The following is a 17,026-nucleotide window of genomic DNA, read 5'->3' on the forward strand; positions in this document are numbered from 1 at the left end:
ATATATTTATTTTTGAGGTCATATCCAATCGCTTAATATTCAATGCTTATTCTTCAGAAGATTTGTCAATAGCGATTTCATAATTATTGAATGATTAGGTATTGTAACTGATTTTTCAGGTTGAATAAAGTCGTATTATACTGAATGATATTTCCTTTAAGACTAAGTAAATTATTAATGGATAAAATAAAATCTACCATTCTTATATCTCCTGTCGGAAGCTGTTTGGCATTGGCTTCTACCAGGGTTTTTGCGTAGGTAATTTGCTGATTGGCCGTAGTGATGATCTTATTATATTGCTCAATCTGATTATTGACCTGCAGAATCTGCTGCTGATATTGTCTTTGGGTTTGATCAAGGTATTTCTGGCGGGTTTGCAGCAGTAATTGATTTTGTTGCAACAGCATTTTTTTCTGATGGCCATCGTAAATCGGAATAGTGACACCAACGCCGACACTCATTCCAAAATTCTTATAAGGAGTTGTTATAAATGAAGACTGATAACCACTATCTGAAAAAGCTGTAATTTTTGGTTTATAATTGTACTCGATAATTTTTGCGTCATTTGATAATTTCAAACTATCTGCCTCAAAAGCCTTTTGATACATACTTTTGTCAAAAGATGTCGGATTCAATGTTTCAGTAAAAGAAGGTTTTTCCACAGGTTCAAAACTATCATCAACGATTCCTGACAAATATTTCAACAGAGAATAATTATTTTGCCAGTCGGCTTTTTGCTGTTCTAAGGTTAATTCATTTTGTTGAAGGGTAACTTTAAAAATTAAATAATCAGTTTGTTTGAAAACCGCAGATTGGGTAAGCTTTTTCAAAACAACATCTTCCTGATTCAGTAAATGAATGATTTCTTTACTTAATTTATACTGTTGCTGACTTGCGTAAGTCGCAATATATTGGTCGGTAATCTGTTTTTTAAGCGTTTGAAGGCTTATATTTTTCTGTGCTAAAACCTGGGCAATATTTGCATTAATTCCGGCAAGTCTTGTATTCAAATTATTACGGCTGATAAATTCTTTGGCAGCGCGAACACCTGCGAAAAGAGATTGTCCGTTGGTTAAAGCACTGTCATATCCCCAACCTTTTATATTGGGAGAATAACCTGCGTTTCCTTCTCCGGTAAGAATAAAACCGTAAGATGCTTTTAATTTTAAACTGTCAATTTTATTGGAAATAACCTGGTTGTTGTAATCGTTTAAAAGAGGACTGTTGGATTGAGCTGTCACAAGAAAATATGACAATGTATTAGACTGTGCATTTATTTTAAAACAGCTGAAAAACAGCATCGAAAATAATAAACTACGGATGAGATATGTACGAAAAGTAACCATATTCTGTAAATTATATGGCAAAGATGGGACGTGATTTTGTAGAAATTTAGAATTACTGATTTATATTTCCTGTATTTCTAACATAGAAATATGCCATAATTAAAACACAAAGAATACCTAAAATAAATCCGCCTAAAACATCTGTAAACCAATGCGCTCCAAGATAAACTCTTGAAATTGCTCCTAAAAAAATCATAGAAAGACAGATAATAATCAGAAATAGTTTAAACTTATACTTGATATTCTTTAAATGTAGAATGATCAATATCAATGCGCCAAAAAATACGGTGTAAAATAAAACGTGTCCGCTCGGAAAACTCTGATATTTTGTTTCTTCCAAAAGGACAACCAGATCTTTGGAGGGGCGTGGTCTGTTGATCAGCATTTTTAGTCCTAATCCTAAAATCCCGGACAAAAGCGTAGAAACCATCAAAACAGCTTCTTTTTTTAATCTTAAAATAAAAAAGATAAGTGAAGTTATACCGATCATTACAACCGAAACCGATGTTCTGCCAAACCAGCTCAGCCAAATCATCAGTATATTAAGGTCAGGAGTTTGTTTTTCCTGAATTTCTTCTGAAATATGGATGTCCAAATATTCCAGTGGCAGAAAGAAAACAATAAAGCTTAATGCTATAAAGGCGATTAAAAGTGTAATAAGCGTGGCTCGGAACAAAAGCCTTTTGTTGTTTTGCAGAAAAATTATCAATCTCATAATTCAGGAATTAACTGACACAAAATAATATCCTAATTCTGAATTAATTTTGAATCTCAGGTTTTAAAAATTGATTGAAATTCAAATTTTGCCCCCTTTAACTAACAAAAGACTGATACTATTATCAATCTTTTGTTAGGTTTTTATCTTTAAGAATATTTTATTTAGCTTTCATTTTTCCATTCTTAAATCTCACACTTGCTGTCTGATAATAAGAAATGGTTTGAGAGGCCAATTCCTGATTTTTTGTTTTTATTTCGGATAAAGTCTGTCTTTCATTTCCTGAAACTCCAAACTGTTTTAACCTTTTTCTATCGTCAATCTGGGTAAAAATATTTCCTTTCAGCATTCCCAATGTTCTGTAATTGCCAATAAAAGCTCTTTCATCTCCAACTTTAGTTTGATTGATGTCTTTTCCATACAAACTTGTGTTGTAATTCCAACCAAGATATCCGAATAAAGTTGGCATCAAATCGATCTGTGAAGTCAAACGATCAATTCTTGTTGGTTGTTGCTTTGGAAGATTATAAATAATTGCAGGAATGTGATGTCTGTCAATATTGATCTCCCACTTCCCGGCACTGCTTGCACAATGGTCTGCAACTATAACGAAAACCGTATTTTTGAACCAGGGTTTAGTTTTCGCATCTGCAATAAATTTTCCTAAAGCATAATCTGTATATTTCACGGCAGCATTTCTGTCACCTGGCGGAAGGTCGATCTTTCCGGCCGGGAAAGTATAAGGTTTATGATTGGAAGTGGTCATTACAAACTGAAAAAACGGTTTGTTTGCTTTAGTACTCTTATCAGCGTATTTGATAGATTGATTATAAAGATCCTCATCACAGATTCCCCAGGCATTTTCAAATTTCACTTCGTTATCAGGAATTGCAAATCTTTGTGTTTTAATCTCATCTGATAAAGGATTACCTCTGTTTCTGTCAACAATATCAAATCCCTGTCCACCAAAAAAGGTATTCATATTATCAAAATAGCCATCGCCACCATAAATAAAATAGGGCTGATAATCTTTTGATTTTACAATTGTAGAAACGGAAAATAAATTCTGATTATTAGGTCTTCTTACAATGCTGTTTCCAGGTGTTGGAGGAACGGATAATGTTAAAGCTTCCATTCCGCGAACGGTTCTGGTTCCTGTTGCATAAAGGTTTGTGAAGAAAATACTTTCGTTCGACAACTTTTCATAGTTAGGTGTAAGATGATCTTTATTGCCAAATTCTGTTAGAAAATCTGCGCTGAAACTTTCTAAGGCAATAAGGATTAAATTAGGTTTTTGCTCCTGATTTCCTGTAGTGAGCCTTGATATATCATCATATTTTGCGGTTGTATATTTTTGATTTTCCTGTGAAAGATTCTTCTTAACCATTGAATAAGCTTCTTTTTCCGAAAGTTTCGGGTAAAAGGTTTCATAATCAAGCTCGTTTGATTTGAAGGCAGTTACAAAAGAAAAAGCACCGTTTTTCCCCAATTCATTTACCACCAAATTATTACTGAAATCCGCCTGCTTGTTTTTCATCACCAAACCTAAAACAATGGCAATTGCCAAAACCGGAAGTGAATAAAATAAACGATTACTGATAGAATTCTTATCCGAAAAAGTCTTTTTGAAGATATTCAGTTTTTTAAATAAAACAAACGTAAGGACGATCAATCCTATCAAAACAACTCCAATCACAGGTAAAGGATATGACTGATTGATGTTTTCGACAACTTCATATGTGTAAATAAGGTAATCTACCGCAATGAAATTGAACCTAACGCCAAACTCATCCCAAAAAGGTATTTCTGCCAAAAGGCTAAAATAAATAATAATGAAAATCAAGCTTAGATAAAAATAGGTGAAGATTTTATCAAACAAAGATCCGATCCACCTTTTCGGAAAGATCAAAAGATAAAAGGCGTAAAATGCTAAAAATAAGGAACCCATCGTCAGGTCGAAAAAGAACCCTGTGAAGAAAGCTCGCAAAAAATGTAAGAAATTAAGCTCAAGATCTTTTAAAGACCAGATCAGTAGTATTATCCTAATTACAAATGCTAAAAAAACATATAAACTCAGAACACCAAACAGTGTTGAAAATCTGCCACTGAATAACTTTTTCATAAGTAAGGATAATAGATTAGAGTGAGTAAAATTAAAACTGAGATCACAGCAAATGTCATCGCTCCGGACGCTATGTCCTTAACGAAACCTATTTTTTTATGATATTCCGGATGAACGAAATCGCAAAGTTTTTCCACTGCAGTATACAGGCTTTCTGCTGTGAGAATAAGTCCAAAGCCAAGTATCTGAAACATCCACTCAACTTTTGTGATCTTAAAATAGAAGCCTAAAACAACTAAAACAACCCCGATGAAAGACTGTGTCATTAGCGAATGTTCCGTTTTCAGTAACAGAAATGCACCCTTGAAGGTGTATTTAAGGCTTTTTGCTCTTCCTTTCAAAAAACTGTCTCTAATATTTTTCATTCTAAAATCTTACTATTTTGTATTAAATTATTGTTAAGAATGAAATTTTGTAAATATATAAAGAATTGTATCGCATAAATGAAAATATGCAACAAAGCTAAAAGTGAATTTTGAAGAAATTTTGAATTTTACAGTTTTACAGAAAAAATGTGCAAATTATTTTCAAATTTATAACTGATCTTCCAATGGTGGAATTTGCAAATCACACTGATGATGGCTAATCCCAAACCACTTCCGCTATTGTCCGCAGAAAGCTTCGAAAATCTTTTAAATAACAGATCTGTATTTAATTTTTCACTTCCGGAATTGGCAACTTCAAATACTGAATTTGTCAATTTCACCGATATTGCACCGTCACGGGAAGTATGACGAATTGCGTTTAAAATAAGATTATTAATAAGAACTTCTGTCAGCCCGCTATTGCCGTTCAATTCAACATTAGAAGAAATATTTTCTGCAAGAGAAATATTCTTTTGCTGAAAATGTTCATTAAAGGCATCAAGACTTTGGTGCAATAGATCATCCAGCTTAATGCTTTCAGAATTATCGAATTGGCTGTTATCTATCTTCGCTAATAACAAAAGGTTCTTATTAATTCTTGAAATTCTCGTTAAAGCTTTGTTCATTTCCTCGGCAATGTTGTATTGCTTTTCGGTTAGGTTTGCATCTTGCAGTAGAAGATCAAGTTTATTTTTCAAGATGGCCAACGGAGTCTGCAACTCGTGAGACGCGTTTTCTGTAAACTCTTTCTGCGTTTTATAAACGGATACGTTATGATAAATTAATTTTCGTAATGACTGATTTAATTCTTCAAATTCTGTAGTGTCTGTATTGTCAAATTCAATCTGCGTCTGTGTGTTTAAATTAAAATTCTTCAGTTTATCAAGTGTGTTTCTAAAAGGTTTCCAAATTGTTTTGGACAATCTCCTGTTAAGTATAAACAACCCTGTCACAATCAAAAGAAAAAAGAATAATGTAATGAGACCAATGATCATTACAGTGCCTTCCGTTTCCTCAATATTTGTCTCTATGGTAAAAAGATAAGGTTGTTTTTTTATATAAATGACCTTTTTAAGACATCTGTAGCGTTCGATTGTCGGGTCATCAGAAAAAGGTTTATATTTTTCAGCTGTAAAAAGTGAGTCTTTCCTTAAATGATTGGAAGTTATTTTTTCAATATTGGTTCCTGGTTGGATATGATTCCATAAGGTAATACTACTTTGTATTTCTTCTATGGAAGCATTCATTTTGTTAAATTCATAGCCTGTTTTTTCTGCAACAATCTCGTTGTGCTCGTCAAGTTCATCCTGCCATATTGCATCGACTACGAAATAATATACTGGGATACTGAAAACCAGAACAATCATTACGAAAATTAAAAACGGTCTAGTAGTTTTACTTAATAGTGGCTTCATAATTAATCAAATATTTTCCCATTTATACCCCGTCCCATAAACTGTTTTCAAGTAATGGTCACAGCCTGCTTCATATAATTTCTTTTTAAGATTCTTGACGTGCGCATAGACAAAATCGTGGTTATCCAACATATCCGCAAAATCACCGGAGAGATGTTCTGCTAAGGTGCTTTTAGAAATAACTTTATTCTTGTTTCCAATAAAGTAAATAAGAAGGTCAAACTCTTTTTTTGTGAGGATGATCGTTTGATTATTAATAGTAACAGTTTTTGATAAAAGATCTATCTGCAATTCATTTTGTTTGATGACATTAGAATTATTAAATTGTTTTCTTCTGATAATTGAATAGATCCTTGCCATCAGTTCCGAAAGATGAAAGGGTTTTGTAAGATAATCATCAGCCCCTAACTGCAATCCTTTTATTTTATCATCCAGGGCATTTTTCGCCGAAATAATAATGACCCCATCTTGTTTATTCTGTCTTTTTAATTCTTCTAAAATGGCAAGTCCATTACCGTCAGGGAGCATAATATCCAACAGTATGCAATCATACTGGAACGTTTCTATTTTGTCCATTGCTTCGCTGAATGTGGGTGCAAATTCACATATATAATTTTCTCCGGAAAGATATTCGGAGATACTTTTAGCTAGCTCGGTTTCGTCTTCTATTATTAGAATTTTCATGCTGCTAATTTATAGATGTAATTTAGAAGAAATTTCGAATTTAAAAAACCTGCTCTAGTAAATACTTCTAATATCTGTATTCACTATTTTTTATCTTTTGGCAAAAGTAAAGTCATAAGAATATGTACAATGACATTTCAGAAAACAAATTCGATTGTAAAAAAAATTAAAGTTTAAGAAAATTTGAAATTCTTTCTGTAAAATATTATTCAAAATTATAATCGGATTCTTTGTCAAAGTAATCAACATAACCAATTTGATGAACACCTGTTCTTTCAATTAATTGATAAGAAACTTCTTCCTTTTCTTCTAATTTTAAATCAGCATTTGCAATGATTACAACCTTATGAAATTGAGGCTTAATAATGATTGTAAGGAATCCTGAATCAGTAAAATCACGTGATATAATTTTCCAAGTCATTTTTACTGCACTACCCTCACCAATTTTAGGTTCAATGTAAAAATTCCCTGTTGTAAAATAATCATCCTGTACTAAAGTTTTGTTTTTGGGAACTATAATTAGAGAATCATCTGAATTACTATATTCTCTAACAGTATTGATATACTTTGGATTATGAAGAAAATGTCCTTTTTCCGCTCCAACTTTTTTAAAATCACCCTCGAATTCCAGTTCTATTTTGTAATCTTCAATTACTGCTTCTCCTGTATTTGTGATCTGAAGCTTCAACCAACAATATTGCTCCCATTTAATCTTAGGCATCAAAGGATTTTTACTCATATCAATTCTACCAAAGATATCATTAAAGTTTTTAAGACCTGATTTAGAAACGTGCTCTTCTGATTTATATTTTTCTAACAATTCATTGAGAGATAGACTCAAATCCAAAATATCTTCCTCAACATTTTCATCCTTTACTATATATCTTTTAATCGTTTTTTGAAACTTCGGAAAACAGATCATCTCATTTTGACCATTTGAAAATAAGACGGATAGGCTCTTGGTACGATGAAAATCCTCGTTCTTAACATACCAATTGTAAACATTGGGAAACTCAAATAGTTTACGTTCAAAGTAATCCCAAAAACATATTTGTATTGTAAATAATCCTATTTCAACATTTTGTATACTTTGAGTTCTTACATACTCTTCAATTTTTTGGTCTTTAGGCAATGATGTTGCTATAACAAGCTTGCTTAAGTATGGTTTAAACGATTTAGCTTTCTCAATTTCCTCCTGAATATCTCTTATTGAAATTCGATTTGGAGACCCATCTATCAAGTTTAATTTTCTATTTTTACATTGTATTCCATTATATTTTTTGCCATCATTAACCGGACCGAAAATATCTACACCATGTTGTCCTTGCGCATTATCAGAATTAAAATCAATTTCGTGAGGTATGCTCCATATCTCTCCCCAAAGTTTTAAACACAGCGTTTCAAAATCTTGCCAGTTTTTTGGAGGATGTATATTTAAAGGGGATTTCATCTGGTTTAATTTTTACCTATAAATATAGCAACAAAAAATAAATTTATAACCTATTTACATACCCTATAATAGTAAATGTGAACTTTAATAATAATTAAAATTCAATACTTGAAAATTGCGAATTCTTTCTAAATCTTCCACTAAATATTTCGATATCTCTTCGGTTATGGGTACAAGACAAGCACGGCTAACTAAAGACTTACTAATCCAGTGCTAAGTGTTCTTATTTTTTTAAAATTAAATTGCATCAAACATAAATTATCAAAAATTATTTGTCAAAAAGAACTTTGTAATTCTTGTTTAATTTGGCTCAAACGAACCAAATCACCTATAAAAGTGTTTGAAGATACGCTCGTCTTGGTCACACAGCCAAATGGCGCCACTTTACGACAATCGGCGCCATTTTTTATTTATTTTTAGAGTAATGCTATAAGATCTTAATTGAATTTCCCATAAATTGCGATGGCTATATTTGTAATGTGCTAAAATATATTTTGTATAAATGTTAATTATTACATGTAGATATTAGTTAGTTTTTTTATTACAACAAAAAGTATTTTATTTTCTAACCCTTCATTGAAAAATAGTTTAATATTAATTTACTTTTTCAAAAATCTCAGACATCGTTTCTTTATCCAGACTTTCCATATCTATTAATTTTAACGATTTTACCATTTTCAAAGTCGATGTTTTGTACTTCAAAAAATGTGGCGTTTGCAAATGAAACTGATACGCCTCTTTGTTGGCATAGATTTCTACAATTCTTATCTGAGTGGAATTTTCCTTCTGATACATCGGAAAAATTGCAATAACGCCTTTCTCAAATTTCACCGATGCCAAAGCTTCTTCTTTCAGAATCGAATTATATTCTTCTAAAAATTCAGGGATAATTTCTATTTCGGAGATACGAACCATCATATCATTTTCGATGATCGGAACAAGCGGTTTTCCAATAATCTCTCGAACTGTATTTGCCTGAGTTTTGTTAACAGATTCCTGTACCAAATCAGCCAATTGTACCAACTGATTTTCGGTAATTCCGGTGTTTTTTCCCATATTGATATGAGATTGCAACTGCCCTTCAACTCCATCCAAAGAAGCCAAAGCCGAAATCGTCACCAATTCTCTTTGCTGATAAGTGAGAACTTCGCTCATAAAAATATCGGCAAATAAATGTTCTTTGAGGAAAGCATCAATTCGTGGTGCAAATTCACCAAAACCAGGTGCTGGTTTGGTTTGCGGCGTTTTCGTTAATGTTTCTAACGTTTTTCTGCCTTGTTCATATTTATCGACAATATTATTTTCTACAACGATTTTCTTTCCTTCAATATCATTAATACCCTTCACTTTTCTTTCATCTAAAATAGTTTTAAAGGTATTAATCGCATTCAGACTTCTCGGAAAACCGCAATACGCATACAACTGAACTAGCGCTTCCTTGATTTCATTAATCGTCAAACCAGAATCTAAGGCTTTATTTAATTCTAATTTTAAATCTTCCAAATTTCCGACTGCTGTTAATGAAGAAATTGAAACAAGGCTCGATTGTTTTTCATCAAGATTTTGTTGATTTTGAGCATTCATAACTAAGGTGAATGTGGTAAATATTAAAATGAGAATTTTAAATTTCATTAAGGCTTAATTTGAAGATTAGCTTCTTTATAAATTTCATCTGAAACAGCTTCCAGCCAAGTATTTTCATTGCTTTTCGGATTTCCGTTCGTTGCTAAATGCGAGAACCAACTTTTGGCAGTTGCACCGTGCCAATGCTCAACATTCGGAGCAATTTCTACGATGTCACCAACTTTTAAACGGCGGGCAGGTTTTCCTCTTTCCTGATACAAACCTTCACCACCCACCACAATCAAAAGCTGTCCGCCGGTATGACTGTGCCAATTGTTTCGACAACCCGGTTCAAATGTGACATTGGAAAGGGGAACATTTAGATCTTTATTGCTTGTCAGTGGCGCCAAATAGGATTTGCCAATAAAATATTGTGCATAAGCCGTGTTTTCTTCACCTGTCGGAAAATCACTTATTTTAGGGATATTTGTACTCATTTTCTTAGATTTTATTTTGTTTGAATGTATTTTATTTTGTGCAATTACAGTTGGACTGATCGCTAAAAGAATAATAATTAAATATTTCACTATTTTAAATTTAATGTACTCAAAATCAGCTACATCGAAAAGTTCCGACAATACAATCATTTATAGTTATATCGATTACGCAATTGCTTACCATTTTTACTGATTTGAAGGGATAAACAGATAAGGGCCTGCCGAAACAAACCCTTTAATTTTATGTAATGCTGATGCCGCCATCCACAGAAATCGGCTGACCGATAATGTAGCTGGAAGCCGGACTGAACAGCCAAAGCACCGCTTCTGCCACTTCGTTCGCTTTGCCTAATCTTTTGATGGGTGCCCAATCTTTATAAGCACTTTCGTCAAGGTCGCCCAAAGCAAACATTTCATCAACCATCGGTGTTTCTATTACTCCCGGACAAACCGCATTGATTTTGATTCCTTCCGGTGCATATTCTACCGCCGCACTTTTCGTCAGCCCCAAAACGCCGTGTTTTGTAGCGTGATAAGCTGCTCTTCCCGCTCCTGCAACCAATCCGCCAATAGATGAATTGTTGACAATTGCTCCGCTTCCCTGTTTCTGCATCTGTAAAAGTTCATATTTCATCGTTAAGAAAGTTCCTTTCAGATTAATGCTCATCACTTTGTCATATTCTTCTTCGGGTAAATCGGCAAGTTTGGAAGGTCTTGGCTGGATTCCAGCATTGTTGAACGCTGCATCCAATCTTCCGTATTTTTCGACCACGAAATTGATGGCCGCTTCTACATCTTTTGCCGAAGAAACATCACATTTCACAGCAGAAGCTTCACCTCCATTAGCTTTGATTTTTTCTACCGTTTTTAGTGCTGCTTCCTCATTAATGTCTACCACCACTACTTTTGCACCTCTTTCGGCTGCCATAACCGCAACTGCTTCGCCCATTCCCATTGCACCACCGGTTACGAATACTACTTGATTTTCCATTTTTATTTTTGATTTTGTAATTTATATTTAAAAACTTGTTTAATTTTTTTTACCACAAAAGATGCAAAAGAATAGATAGCCTTATTTAAAGTAAATCTTTATAAAAACTGTTGTGTGCTTTTATTATCTAATAATAGCTGGAAGAATTTCTTTTGTCACTTTTAACTCCATCGAATCTTTGATTTGTGGTTAAATTAATTTCGCCTTAGTTTAAAAAGTTGTCGCATCAATCACATATCGGTAACGTGCTTCTTTATTCACCACTTTGTCCCACGCATCGTTGATTTCATTAGCTTTAATAACCTGAATTTGCGGATAGATTTTGTTTTCTGCGCAGTAATCCATCACTTCCTGCGTTTCCGGAATTCCGCCAATCAGGGAACCGTTGAAGTTGACACGATTAAAAATCATATTGAAATTATTAATCGTCAATTCTCCATTTATCGGTTGTCCGACTTGCGTAAAATAGCCGTACTTTTTCACACAATCGATGTAAGGCGACATATCGTAAGCATAAGGAACCGTTGAAATCATAAAATCTAACTTGCCCTTGTGAGGCTTTAAATCTTCAGCCGATTCTACAACAATCACTTCTTTGGCACCGAAACTTTTAATGTCGTTTACTTTTGAAGGTGAAGTGGTGAAAGCATAGACTTCCGCACCTTTTGAAACAGCCAATTTCACAGCAAGATGTCCCAAACCGCCAATACCAATCACCCCAATTTTATCACCCTTTTTGAAATTGATTTTCATCATTGGCGAATAGGTCGTAATTCCTGCGCAAAGCAATGGCGCAGCATATTTCAGGTCGATATTTTCCGGAATTTTAATGGCAAAATGTTCCGTTACCACAATGTTGTTGGAATAGCCACCCTGCGTAATTCCTGAAGGCGATGTTTTATCCGGAGCGCCGTACGTTCCTACCATTCCTGCGGTTTCGCAGTGGTGTTCTTCGCCGTTTTTACAGCTTTCACATTTCATACAACTATCGACCATACAGCCAACTCCGGCTTTATCCCCTACTTTAAATTTGGTTACATTTTTCCCGACAGCTGTTACAATTCCTGCAATTTCGTGCCCCGGAACCTGTGGATACATCTGTTTTCCCCAGTGACCTTTAATGGTATGAATATCCGAATGACAGATTCCTGAATATTTAATTTCAATTAAAATATCATTGTCGCCCACGGCTCTGCGTTCAAAACTCCAACTTTCCAGCTTTCCGTTTTCATCTTTTCCGGCGTAGCCTCTTGATTTTATATTTTTACTCATATTTTTTGATGGATTATTTTGTGCTAAAATGTCTAAAGGATTCAGCAGCATTAAGCCTGCACCAGCCAAAGCCGTCTGCTGAATAAATTTTCTTCTCGAATTCTGATTGTTGTTTTCTTCCATATTTTATGATTCAATTGTTTTGATGATTTTTGCAGGAATTCCTCCCACCGCAACATTGTCCGGAACATCTTTGGAAACCACTGCTCCGGCTGCAACCACCGCATTTTCGCCAATCGTAACTCCGGGAAGAATGGTTGCGTTGGCTCCAATCCACGCATTTTTCTTGATTAAAATTGATTTACCAATCAATCCTTTTCTGTGTTGAGGTTCTAAAGGATGATTTTCAGTGATCAGACTCACTTTCGGACCGATTAAAACATCGTCTGCAATCGTAATTCCGCCCAAAGTCAGAAAGGTGCAGTCGAAATTGATGAATACATTTTTACCGATGTTTAGATTTTTTCCATAGTTGATGTAAATCGGCGTAAACACTGCTACATTCTCCAGTTTTTTACCTACAATCTCACTTAATATTTTTAAAATCTCATCCGGTTCTGTGGAATTATTTAATTGAAGAAGTCTTTTCTTAACTTCATAAGAAGCCACCAGCAATTTGTGAATTTCCGGGTCGTTGGGCATTATTGTTTCACCATTTTTTAACCTGGTGAAAATATCTTCGTTAAAGCTCATTATTAAATATTTAGAGAAATAAAATGCTAAATCCGTCATTTCTAAAAATGCGGATTCAGCTATTGCACTATTCAATTAGTTCAAATTGGTTCTGAAGAAATGATCCAGCTTTTCAAAAGGAATTACATCGACTTTATCGTATAAATCTACGTGAACCGCATTTGGAATTATCATCAATTCTTTCGGTTCAGAAGCCACTTTGTAAATGTCTTCGCTCATATATTTGGAGTGTGCATTTTCCCCTGCAATCAGAAGCATCGGTCTTGGCGAAATTTCTTTAATGTAACTTAACATTACCGAATTGGCAAAAGATAGAGAATTCGTTTTCGTCCAGCCTTTATTCGAGTTTAAAGAACGTTTGTGATATCCTCTCGGCGTTTTGTAATAATCAAAATAATCCTTTACAAACTGAGGTTCATCACCGTTTAATTTTTCAGGTAAATGGGTTGTCGGATATTCTGGTTTTCCGTTTTCAGCATCAACCCAACGTTGCAGACTCATTGTTTCGAAAGCTTTTGTGCGTTCTTCGGAAGTCATTTTATCATAATATCCTTTGGCACTTACTCTTGAAATATCATAAGCACTCGTCGTCGCCACTGCTTTCACCCGTTTGTCGGCAATGGTCGCATTCAAGGCAAAAGTGGCAAAACCACAGATTCCGATGATTCCGATTTTGTTTCTATCTACATTTTTTTGAAGTCCTAAGAAATCAACTGCCGCACTGAAATCTTCGGTATTGATGTCGGGTGAAGCAATGTCTCTCGGCTCGCCTCCACTTTCGCCGGTGTAAGAAGGGTCGAAAGCGATAACGGCAAAACCTCTTTCCGCCATCTGATTGGCATATAAACCGGAAGATTGTTCTTTCACTGCACCAAACGGTCCGCTGATTGCCAAAGCTGCAAGCTTTTCGTCTCCTGTATTTTTTGGAAGGTATAAATCTCCGGAAAGTATTATTCCGTAACGGTTTTTGAAGGTAACCGCTTTTCGGGTTACTTTATCACTGAGTTGGAAAGTATAATGTTCGTTTTGTTCTGTTGCATTCATTTTTGTTTGATTTGATTTTTTATTCTGCGCAAGTGCCTGTCCGATAAAAAGAAAGGACAAAGCCATCACTGTTGCTACTATTTTCATATCTGAATGTTTTAAAAATTACTGATACAAAATTAGAAACAGCGAGGAGCTAACAGTTAATGATAATCAAACCAAAAATTAAGAAAATCAAACCTCGGTCAAACGGAATGCTTTTGGATTGGTTCCGGTTTGTTTTTTAAAAAAGTTATTAAAATACGTCGGATAATCGAATCCGAGTGCGAAAGCGATTTCCGAGATATTCCAGTCGGTGTGCTGCAACAATGTCTTTGCTTCCGTGAGAATGCGTTCCGTGATATGAGCCGTTGTGGATTTTCCTGTCACTTCTTTTACGGCACGATTGAGATAATTGACGTGAACATTCAGAGCTTTTGCAAAATCCTGAGCTGATTTCAGCTGCAGAGATTGGTCTGTTGTTTCGATGGGAAATTGTCTTTCCAACAGTTCCAGAAAAACGGATGACAGCCTTGATGCTGCATTTTTGTTCTGATCGAAATTTTCGGCAGGTTCAAGCTTCAGAGATTCGTGGATGATCAGGCTGATGTAATTGCGAATCAGCTCATCTTTGTAAACATAGTCGCTTTCCTGCTCTGCAATCATCTTTTGGAAAATGGTATTGAGAAAAAGTCTCTGTTCTTCGGTAATTTTCAAAACGGGCGTTCCGCCGATTTTAAAAAAAGAAGACTGCTGTAAACTTTCGGAACGTTCAGAATTCTTGAAAAATTCTTCAGAAAAAAGAATGGTATAGCCTTTATAAGTCGTTGAAATCGTTTCCCAGGAATACGGAATATGCGGATTTCCGAAAAACAAAACGGTTCCTTCCTGCTCGAAGCTTTTATCAGAATAATGAATTTTACTTTTCCCTGTCGTCAGGCAGATTTTATAGAATTCTTTTCTGCTGTACACGCGGGTGTCGCTTCCGTCCTGCTCGATCTGAAATGCACGGAAACCTTTCAGCTTTAATTCCGTATTAAACTCCGAAACAACTCTTTTTACCTTTTCTTTCATTTTTCAAAGTTAAGAAATTCAAACTACACATGTAAGTATTAAAAATGTAATTTACTATAGCCTAATGTTACGTAAACTTCAGAAAAGGAATAAAAGACAATCGAAGCTAACTAAGACCAATAACGTCAATCTCCATTTTTTTAAATGTTTAAAATTATATTGCAAGTAGTTTAAAGTGTATGAAAATTACCTTTTAAAAATGAGCTTTGTAATTCTTGTTTAATTCGACTCAATCGAACCAAATCATCGATAAAAGTGTTTGAAGATACGCTCGTTAAGGTCCCTTGACAGGATTAGTCCTGCACTCTTTGTATTCAATAATAATTATTCTCCCTAAATTACTTTGGTAAGCACGAAAACACTTATTTATTTTCTTCTTGAAGTTTACTTCTTAGACTCAACATATCATCACTCACTTTTTTATCTAGAATCTTCGCATAATGCTGAGTAGTTTTGATATTGGTATGTCCAAGCATTTTACTCACACTCTCAATCGGAACACCGTTGGACAAGGTAACAGTAGTAGCAAACGTATGTCTTGCAATATGGAACGTCAAATCTTTATTGATACCGCAGACGCTCGCAATTTCTTTGAGGTAAGAATTCATTTTCTGATTGCTTAGAACAGGAAACAAAACATCTGAATTGACACACTGCGGATGGTTTTCATATTTTAAAACTATTTCTTGAGCCAACGGCAATAGCGGAACTCTAGTTGAGGTGTCGGTTTTTTGACGGTGGGTAAAAATCCATTGGTCGCCATCAACGCCGATATTGATGTTAGACTTTGACAATTGCTTGACATCCACATAGGCAAGACCTGTATAGCAGCTGAATAGAAAGATATCGCGGACCTGATTCAATCGGTCTGATGGAAATTCCTTTTCGTAGATCATCTGAATTTCTTCTTTGGTAAGATATGGACGTTCCACAGCTTTGATCTTTGCTTTGTAACCCAGAAAAGGATCTTTGGTGATCCATCCATGCGCAATACACAACCGGATGATTTTTTTGAAATTTTTGAGATATTTCACAGCGGTATTATTACCACATTTTCTTACACTTCTCAGCCAGAAATCATAATCACTAATAAAACCGTGATCGATTTGCGTGATATCAATATCAGAAACTTTGTATTTCCAATTAATAAATTCTTGAGTGTGCTTTAAAGAAGTTTTATAACGCTCCAGTGTTCCCGGGGCAAAATCCTGACCGACCAAGGCTTCCACTTTGTCATTATGCTCCTGAAATATTGGAATAAGCATTCTTTGCTCAATATCAGTTCCAAGCAGTTTAGATTTTAAACTCTCTGCTGTTACAAAGTTTTCTTCTTTCAGCATCAGGTAGTGGAAATCGTAAACTTTCTGTTCCAAAGTTTTAAGATAGAGATTGAGCGTTTTGGCTTCTTGCGAATTACCCAATACCTTGTGTGCCTTAACATCCCATTTCTTCGGATCGATATACCTTTTAGCAGCAATGTCGGCTGCCTTGCCGTCTATCGTAATTCGTAAGTAGATTGGAGCGGTTCCGTTTGTTCTGATTTTATTCTTTTTGATAAAGAATAACAGGTTGAATGTTTTGTTCATAGTGTGATAACTTTAATGGTTTAATAATTTACTTTTTGTTACCACTTTTTGCAAGATGTACAATCGTTGGACTGCCTATTGGTCGGGCTTTCCTTGATTTTTCGTGACCCATTTTTGTGATTTTTTGAATGGGACACGAAATAGGTCATATAAATCGTGACCTATTTTAGTTTTTTTTGATACTGCGCTAAAACAAAAAACGCTGTAAACATTGATGTTTACAGCGTTTT

At 34.7% G+C, this 17,026-nt stretch carries 15 protein-coding genes; all 15 read right to left on the reverse strand.

Annotated features, from left to right (window positions below; genetic code table 11):
- Nucleotides 1-83 precede the first annotated feature (83 nt).
- The 15 genes from AC0N32_RS10795 to AC0N32_RS10865 all read right to left on the reverse strand — a co-directional run bounded on the left by AC0N32_RS10795 (nucleotide 84) and on the right by AC0N32_RS10865 (nucleotide 16,796).
- Entirely contained in the window at nucleotides 84-1,346 is a 1,263-nt protein-coding gene (locus AC0N32_RS10795; protein ID WP_476393867.1) for a TolC family protein, read from the reverse strand.
- A 52-nt stretch (nucleotides 1,347-1,398) separates the two neighbouring features.
- Nucleotides 1,399-2,061: a phosphatase PAP2 family protein gene (locus tag AC0N32_RS10800; protein WP_476393868.1), complete on the reverse strand. Its 663-nt coding sequence runs from the start codon at nucleotides 2,059-2,061 to the stop codon at nucleotides 1,399-1,401.
- A 160-nt stretch (nucleotides 2,062-2,221) separates the two neighbouring features.
- Entirely contained in the window at nucleotides 2,222-3,874 is a 1,653-nt protein-coding gene (locus AC0N32_RS10805) for an LTA synthase family protein (RefSeq protein WP_476393869.1), read from the reverse strand.
- 305 nt (nucleotides 3,875-4,179) lie between these two features.
- Nucleotides 4,180-4,548 carry a diacylglycerol kinase family protein gene (locus AC0N32_RS10810; protein WP_476393870.1) on the reverse strand — a complete coding sequence of 123 codons (369 nt, stop codon included), beginning with the start codon at nucleotides 4,546-4,548 and terminating at the stop codon, nucleotides 4,180-4,182.
- Between the two features lie 128 nt (nucleotides 4,549-4,676).
- Nucleotides 4,677-5,963, reverse strand: a complete 1,287-nt coding sequence (locus AC0N32_RS10815; RefSeq protein WP_476393871.1) for a sensor histidine kinase — start codon at nucleotides 5,961-5,963, stop codon at nucleotides 4,677-4,679.
- 6 nt (nucleotides 5,964-5,969) lie between these two features.
- Nucleotides 5,970-6,647 (reverse strand): response regulator transcription factor, encoded by a 678-nt coding sequence (locus tag AC0N32_RS10820; RefSeq protein WP_476393872.1) that lies wholly within the window; start codon nucleotides 6,645-6,647, stop codon nucleotides 5,970-5,972.
- 205 nt (nucleotides 6,648-6,852) lie between these two features.
- Nucleotides 6,853-8,097 carry a hypothetical protein gene (locus AC0N32_RS10825; protein WP_476393873.1) on the reverse strand — a complete coding sequence of 415 codons (1,245 nt, stop codon included), beginning with the start codon at nucleotides 8,095-8,097 and terminating at the stop codon, nucleotides 6,853-6,855.
- 594 nt (nucleotides 8,098-8,691) lie between these two features.
- Nucleotides 8,692-9,729: a carboxymuconolactone decarboxylase family protein gene (locus AC0N32_RS10830; protein ID WP_476393874.1), complete on the reverse strand. Its 1,038-nt coding sequence runs from the start codon at nucleotides 9,727-9,729 to the stop codon at nucleotides 8,692-8,694.
- Nucleotides 9,729-10,298 (reverse strand): cupin domain-containing protein, encoded by a 570-nt coding sequence (locus tag AC0N32_RS10835; RefSeq protein WP_476393875.1) that lies wholly within the window; start codon nucleotides 10,296-10,298, stop codon nucleotides 9,729-9,731. Before AC0N32_RS10835 ends, AC0N32_RS10830 begins: the two co-directional genes overlap by 1 nt.
- Nucleotides 10,299-10,398: 100 nt before the next feature.
- Nucleotides 10,399-11,148: an SDR family NAD(P)-dependent oxidoreductase gene (locus AC0N32_RS10840; RefSeq protein WP_476393876.1), complete on the reverse strand. Its 750-nt coding sequence runs from the start codon at nucleotides 11,146-11,148 to the stop codon at nucleotides 10,399-10,401.
- Between the two features lie 210 nt (nucleotides 11,149-11,358).
- A complete protein-coding gene (locus AC0N32_RS10845) occupies nucleotides 11,359-12,543 on the reverse strand; it encodes an NAD(P)-dependent alcohol dehydrogenase (RefSeq protein ID WP_476393877.1) in 1,185 nt (394 codons plus the stop codon).
- Nucleotides 12,544-12,546: 3 nt separating this feature from the next.
- Entirely contained in the window at nucleotides 12,547-13,113 is a 567-nt protein-coding gene (locus AC0N32_RS10850; protein WP_476393878.1) for a DapH/DapD/GlmU-related protein, read from the reverse strand.
- Between the two features lie 75 nt (nucleotides 13,114-13,188).
- Nucleotides 13,189-14,244 (reverse strand): alpha/beta hydrolase, encoded by a 1,056-nt coding sequence (locus AC0N32_RS10855; RefSeq protein ID WP_476393879.1) that lies wholly within the window; start codon nucleotides 14,242-14,244, stop codon nucleotides 13,189-13,191.
- 87 nt (nucleotides 14,245-14,331) lie between these two features.
- Nucleotides 14,332-15,210: a helix-turn-helix domain-containing protein gene (locus AC0N32_RS10860; protein ID WP_476393880.1), complete on the reverse strand. Its 879-nt coding sequence runs from the start codon at nucleotides 15,208-15,210 to the stop codon at nucleotides 14,332-14,334.
- Nucleotides 15,211-15,572: 362 nt separating this feature from the next.
- Nucleotides 15,573-16,796, reverse strand: a complete 1,224-nt coding sequence (locus AC0N32_RS10865) for a site-specific integrase (protein ID WP_476393881.1) — start codon at nucleotides 16,794-16,796, stop codon at nucleotides 15,573-15,575.
- Between the last annotated feature and the right edge of the window lie 230 nt (nucleotides 16,797-17,026).

The sequence above is a fragment of the Chryseobacterium endophyticum genome (assembly GCF_056333165.1).

Excerpts from the sequence above, each read along its gene's own strand:
- AC0N32_RS10800 (WP_476393868.1), bottom strand. The coding sequence starts at position 2,061 with ATGAGATTGATAATTTTTCTGCAAAACAACAAAAGGCTTTTGTTCCGA.
- AC0N32_RS10795 (WP_476393867.1), bottom strand. The coding sequence starts at position 1,346 with ATGGTTACTTTTCGTACATATCTCATCCGTAGTTTATTATTTTCGATG.
- AC0N32_RS10855 (WP_476393879.1), bottom strand. The coding sequence starts at position 14,244 with ATGAAAATAGTAGCAACAGTGATGGCTTTGTCCTTTCTTTTTATCGGA.
- AC0N32_RS10820 (WP_476393872.1), bottom strand. The coding sequence starts at position 6,647 with ATGAAAATTCTAATAATAGAAGACGAAACCGAGCTAGCTAAAAGTATC.
- AC0N32_RS10860 (WP_476393880.1), bottom strand. The coding sequence starts at position 15,210 with ATGAAAGAAAAGGTAAAAAGAGTTGTTTCGGAGTTTAATACGGAATTA.
- AC0N32_RS10840 (WP_476393876.1), bottom strand. The coding sequence starts at position 11,148 with ATGGAAAATCAAGTAGTATTCGTAACCGGTGGTGCAATGGGAATGGGC.
- AC0N32_RS10850 (WP_476393878.1), bottom strand. The coding sequence starts at position 13,113 with ATGAGCTTTAACGAAGATATTTTCACCAGGTTAAAAAATGGTGAAACA.
- AC0N32_RS10815 (WP_476393871.1), bottom strand. The coding sequence starts at position 5,963 with ATGAAGCCACTATTAAGTAAAACTACTAGACCGTTTTTAATTTTCGTA.
- AC0N32_RS10830 (WP_476393874.1), bottom strand. The coding sequence starts at position 9,729 with ATGAAATTTAAAATTCTCATTTTAATATTTACCACATTCACCTTAGTT.
- AC0N32_RS10845 (WP_476393877.1), bottom strand. The coding sequence starts at position 12,543 with ATGGAAGAAAACAACAATCAGAATTCGAGAAGAAAATTTATTCAGCAG.
- AC0N32_RS10825 (WP_476393873.1), bottom strand. The coding sequence starts at position 8,097 with ATGAAATCCCCTTTAAATATACATCCTCCAAAAAACTGGCAAGATTTT.
- AC0N32_RS10810 (WP_476393870.1), bottom strand. The coding sequence starts at position 4,548 with ATGAAAAATATTAGAGACAGTTTTTTGAAAGGAAGAGCAAAAAGCCTT.
- AC0N32_RS10865 (WP_476393881.1), bottom strand. The coding sequence starts at position 16,796 with ATGAACAAAACATTCAACCTGTTATTCTTTATCAAAAAGAATAAAATC.